Origin of the sequence: Streptomyces sp. ATexAB-D23 (genome assembly GCF_000373645.1) — a bacterium.
Taxonomy (GTDB): Bacteria; Actinomycetota; Actinomycetes; order Streptomycetales; family Streptomycetaceae; genus Streptomyces; species Streptomyces castrisilvae.
In genome coordinates, this window is sequence record NZ_KB892058.1 from 1 (window position 1) to 5,326 (window position 5,326).

The window sequence follows — 5,326 nt, forward strand, 5'->3', positions numbered from 1 at the left end:
CCGCGTCGGGGCCGAGTTCCACGAAGCGGGTGACGCCCTGGTCCGCGAGGTGAGCGATCCCATCAGCGAACCGGACCGCCTCACGGACATGACGCACCCAGTACCCCGGCGACATCAACTGCTCCGCGGTCGCCTCGGCACCGGTCACATTGGACACGACACGCATCGACGGCACAGCATACGAAAGCGTCTCGACAACCTCCCGGAACGCGTCGAGCATGGGCTCCATCAACGGCGAGTGAAAAGCATGCGACACACTGAGCCGCTTCGTCCGACGACCCAACGCGGCAAAGTGCTCCGCGACCGCCAACGTCTCCTTCTCCACACCCGACACCACCACCGCCGACGGACCGTTCACCGCCGCCAGCCCCACCCCGCCACCCAGCAACGGAAGCACCTCGGCCTCCGACGCCGCCACCGCCACCATCACCCCACCACCCGGCAACCCCTGCATCAACCGACCACGCGCCACCACCAACTCCGCGGCATCCGCAAGCGACAGCACACCCGCCACATGCGCCGCAACCACCTCACCAATCGAATGCCCCGCCACCACATCCGGCCGAACCCCCCACGACTCCACCAACCGGAACAACGCCGTCTCCACCGCGAACAACCCCGCCTGAGCGAACATCGTCCCACTCAGCAGACCAGCATCCTCACCCCACACCACCTCACGCAACGACCTGCCCAACCGCACATCCAGCTCCGCCACCACAGCATCGAACGCCTCCGCGAACACCGGAAACGCCCCATACAACTCACGCCCCATACCCAGACGCTGCGCACCCTGACCCGTGAACAAAAACGCCGTCAGACCCTCCACCGACGAACCCGCCGACACGACAACATCCGCGCTCTCCCGGCCCGCGGCCAGATCCGACAACACACGCACCGCATCCCCACGATCCCCCGCCAAAACCACCGCACGCTGATCCAGCACCGCACGCGTCGTCGCCAACGAGAAACCCACATCCATCAACGACTCACCCGCATGCGCCTCCACATGAGCAAGCACACGACCCGCCTGCTCCCGAAGCGCCACCACACCCCGCGCCGACAACGGCAACGGCACAACCGACAACGGCACAACCGGACCACCCGGCTCACCATCCCCGACCACCGGCACCACCGGCACCACCGGCGCCTCCTCGATGATCACGTGAGCGTTCGTACCACTCAGCCCGAAGGAGGAGACGCCTGCGCGTCGGGGCCGGTCGTGCGCCGCCCAGGCGACCGGCTCGGTCAGCAGCCGTACGCCGCCTGCCTCCCAGTCCACCTGCGGTGACGGCTCGTCGACGTGCAGGGTCCGGGGCAGCAGTCCGTTGCGCAGGGCCATCACCATCTTGATGACTCCGCTGACACCGGCGGCGGCCTGGGCGTGCCCGATGTTCGACTTGACGGAACCGAGCCAGAGCGGGCGGTCGGCGGGCCGGTCCTGGCCGTACGTGGCGAGCAGGGCCTGCGCCTCGATCGGGTCGCCCAGCCGGGTACCGGTCCCGTGTCCCTCCACGGCGTCCACGTCGCCCGGGGCGAGGCCCGCCGACGACAGGGCCTTGCGGATGACGCGCTGCTGGGAGGGGCCGTTGGGGGCGGTCAGTCCGTTGGAGGCGCCGTCCTGGTTGATGGCGCTGCCCCGGACCACGGCGAGGACGGGGTGCCCGTTGCGGCGGGCGTCGGAGAGGCGCTCCACCAGCAGGAGACCGACTCCTTCGGCCCAGCTCGTGCCGTCCGCCGCGCCCGCGAACGCCTTGGAGCGACCGTCGGCCGCGAGGCCGCGCTGCCGGCTGAAGTCGACGAAGATCTCCGGGGTCGGCATGACGGTGACACCGCCCGCCAGGGCGAGGTCGATCTCACCGGTACGCAGTGCCTGGCAGGCCATGTGGAGGCTGACCAGGGAGGAGGAGCACGCGGTGTCGACCGTGACGGCGGGCCCTTCGAGGCCCAGTGCGTAGGCGACACGACCGGAGGCGATGCTGCCCGCGCTGCCGTTGCCGAGGTATCCGGCCAGGTCGTCGGGGACGTCGGTGACCCGGCTGCCGTACTCGTGGTACATCACACCGGCGTATACGCCCGTCTGGCTGCCGCGCAGCGTCTCCGGGTCGATGCCGGCGCGTTCGAAGGTCTCCCAGGCCGACTGGAGCAGCAGCCGCTGCTGCGGGTCCATCGCGAGGGCCTCGCGGGGCATGATGCCGAAGAACTCGGGGTCGAACTCCGCCGCGTCGTAGAGGAATCCGCCTTCGCGCACGTAGGTGCGGCCGGGGGTACCGGGTTCGGGGTCGTAGAGGGCGTCGGCGTCCCAGCCGCGGTCGGCGGGGAAGTCGCCGATGGCGTCGACGCCATCGGCGACGAGGTCCCACAGGTCCTCCGGGGAGCGCACGCCTCCGGGGAAGCGGCAGCTGATGGCCACCACCGCGATCGGGTCGTCGTCCAGGGCCGCGCGTGGGGCGGTGACGGGTGCCGTCGTGGTGGTCGTGCCGGTGAGCAGGGTGTCGAGATACCCGGCCACCGCACGGGAGTTGGGGTAGTCGAAGACCAGCGTCGCGGGCAGTCGCAGCCCGGTGGAACCGGCCAGCAGGTTGCGCAGCTCCACGGCGGCCAGGGAGTCGAATCCCTGGTCGCGGAAGGCGGTGTCGGGTCCGACCGCCTCGGCGTTCGGCTGGCCGAGGACGGAGGCCACCTGGGTGCGGACCGTGTCCAGCAGGATGCGGGCCCGCTCGTCGGGCGTCGTCGCACCGGCCAGGCGGCGGTCCAGGGCGGAGGCGGCGGAGGCGGCCGCCCGGACGGTGCGGCGGGCGGGCGCGCGGCCGCGGCCCCGCAGCAGTGCGGGCACCTCGTCGCTGCGGGCGGCGAGCGCGGCCGCGTCGATGGTGAGGGGGACGACGACGGCGTCCTCGGTGACGAGGGCGGCGTCGAAGAGCTCCAGGCCCTGGTCGGCGGCGAGGGCCGGCAGGCCGAGGCGGCGCATCCGGTCCAGGTCGGCTTCGGTGAGGTCGCCGCCGAGCCCGGTGCTGACGTCCCACATGCCGAAGGCGATCGATGTCGCGGGCAGCCCGGCCGCCGTGCGGTGGGTGGCGAGCGCGTCCAGGAAGACGTTGGCCGCCGCGTAGTCGGCCTGTCCGGCGGCGAGTACCAGGCCGCCGGCCGAGGAGAACATGACGAACGCGGTGAGGTCGGTCTCCCTGGTGAGTTCGTGGAGGTGCCAGGCTCCCTCGGCCTTGGGCCGAAGGACGGCGTCGAAGCGTTCGGGGGTGAGGCTGCCGACCAGGCCGCCGTCGGCGACCGCCGCCGCGTGCACGACGCCGCGCAGCGGGTGCCCGGCGTCGATCCCGGCGAGCAGGGCGGCCAGGGCGTCGCGGTCGGCCACATCGCACGCGGCGATCCGGACCTGGGCGCCGAGGCCCGTCAGTTCGGTGGCGAGTGCCTCGGCACCGGGTGTGTCCGTGCCCCGCCGGCCGGCCAGGAGGAGGTGGCGCACGCCGTGCTCGGTGACGAGGTGGCGTGCGACGAGTGCGCCGAGGCCGCTGGTGCCTCCGGTGATCAGCACCGTGCCCTCGGTGTCCCACGGGGCGGGCCGTGCGGTCTCCGGGTCGGTGGCGCGTCCCAGGCGCGGTACCCACGACTCGCCGCCGCGCAGGGCGGATTCGGGCTCGCCGGACGCCGCCGCGGCGGCGAGGGCGGCCTCCGACGCCGCGGACTCGTCCTCGATGTCGAGGAGATGGAACCGGCCGGGGTTCTCCGCCTGCGCGGCACGGACCAGTCCCCATACCGGGGCCTGGGCCGGGTCCACGTCCTCGCCGGGGCGCACGGACACGGCGCGCCGGGTGACGACGACGAGGGGTTCGGTGCCCGCTTCGGGGTCGGCGAGCCGGTCACGTATCGCACCGAGCACATGACGGGTGAGGGCGCGCACGGCGTCCGGGACGTCCTGGCCGTCGGGCGCTGCCGGGCAGTGCAGGACGGTGTACGCGGCGGTGTGGCCGGAATCCGCGGTGTCCGCCCGCTGCCAGACGATCCGGTGGAGGGATGCGGACGGCGCTCCGGAGGCTGCCGCCAGCTGCTCCGGCGAAACGGGGCGGGAGACGAGCGACTCGACCGTGGCCACCGGTGCGCCGCTCTCGTCGGCGACCATGATGGCGGACACCTCGTCGCCGCGTATCCGCTGGATGTGGACGCGCAGCGAGGGGGTCCCGGCGGCGTGCAGGGTGACGCCGTTCCAGGAGAAGGGCAGCAGGGTGGCCGCGTCGTCGGCCGGGTCGGTCAGCAGGTCGGCGTGCATGGCCGCGTCGAGGAGTGCGGGGTGCAGGCCGAAGTCCGCCGCGTCGTCGCGGGCGGGGCCGTCGAGGGCGACCTCGGCGAACACGTCGTCGCCGCGCCGCCACGCCGCGCGCAGGCCCTGGAAGGCGGGGCCGTAGGCGTAGCCGCGCTCACTCAGCCGCTCGTAGGCGGATGCGACGTCGACCGGGGTGGCGCCGGCCGGCGGCCACTGGGTGAGGTCGAAGGCGGCTTCGGGCGCTTCGCGGGTCAGGGTGCCGTGGGCATGCCGGGTCCATGGGGCGTCGGGGTCCGAGGAGGCGCGCGAGTGGATGCCGACCGTGCGGGCCCCGGAGGGGTCCGGGGCGCCGACGACGACACGCAGTGCGACGCCTCCCCGGGCCGGCAGTGTCAGCGGGGCTTCGAGGAGCAGCTCCTCGATCCGGCCGCAGCCGACGTGGTCGCCCGCCCGGATCGCCAGCTCGACGAAACCGGTGCCCGGCAGCAGCACGCTGCCCAGCACGCCGTGGTCCGCGAGCCACGGCTGGGTGCCGGTGGCGAGCCGCCCGGTGAGGACGACGCCTCCGTCGTCCGGCGTCGCCACCGCCGCGCTCAGCAGGGGGTGGGTGACCGCTTCCAGACCGGCCGCGTCGAGGTCGCCGGGGGCGGCGGCCAGGTCGAGCCAGTAGCGCTGGTGCTGGAAGGCGTAGGTGGGCAGGTCCGGGCTCGGGCCGGTGCCGTGGAGGCCGAAGAAGGTGTTCCGGTCGACGGTGACACCGCGCGTGTGGGCTCTGCCGGCGGCGGTCAGGACTTCGCGGGCCTCGGGCCGGTTCCGTCGCAGCGAGGGGATGAAGGCCATCCCGTCCGTGTCCTGGACGCAGTCCTGCGCCATGCCGCTGAGCACGGCGTCCGGGCCGATCTCGATGTACGAGGTGACGCCGCGGTCCTCCAGGAACCGGACCGTGTCCGCGAACCGCACCGCGTCGCGGACGTGCCGCACCCAGTACGACGGCGTCGTCACCTCCTGCGACAACTCCCCCGACACACCCGACACCACCGGGATCGACGGAGT

Annotated in this window: 1 pseudogene; it reads right to left on the minus strand. The window is 73.0% G+C overall.

From position 1 onward, the window contains the following. Positions 1-5,320, minus strand: a pseudogene (locus tag B082_RS40330) (type I polyketide synthase); the annotation flags it as partial. Positions 5,321-5,326 lie beyond the last annotated feature (6 nt).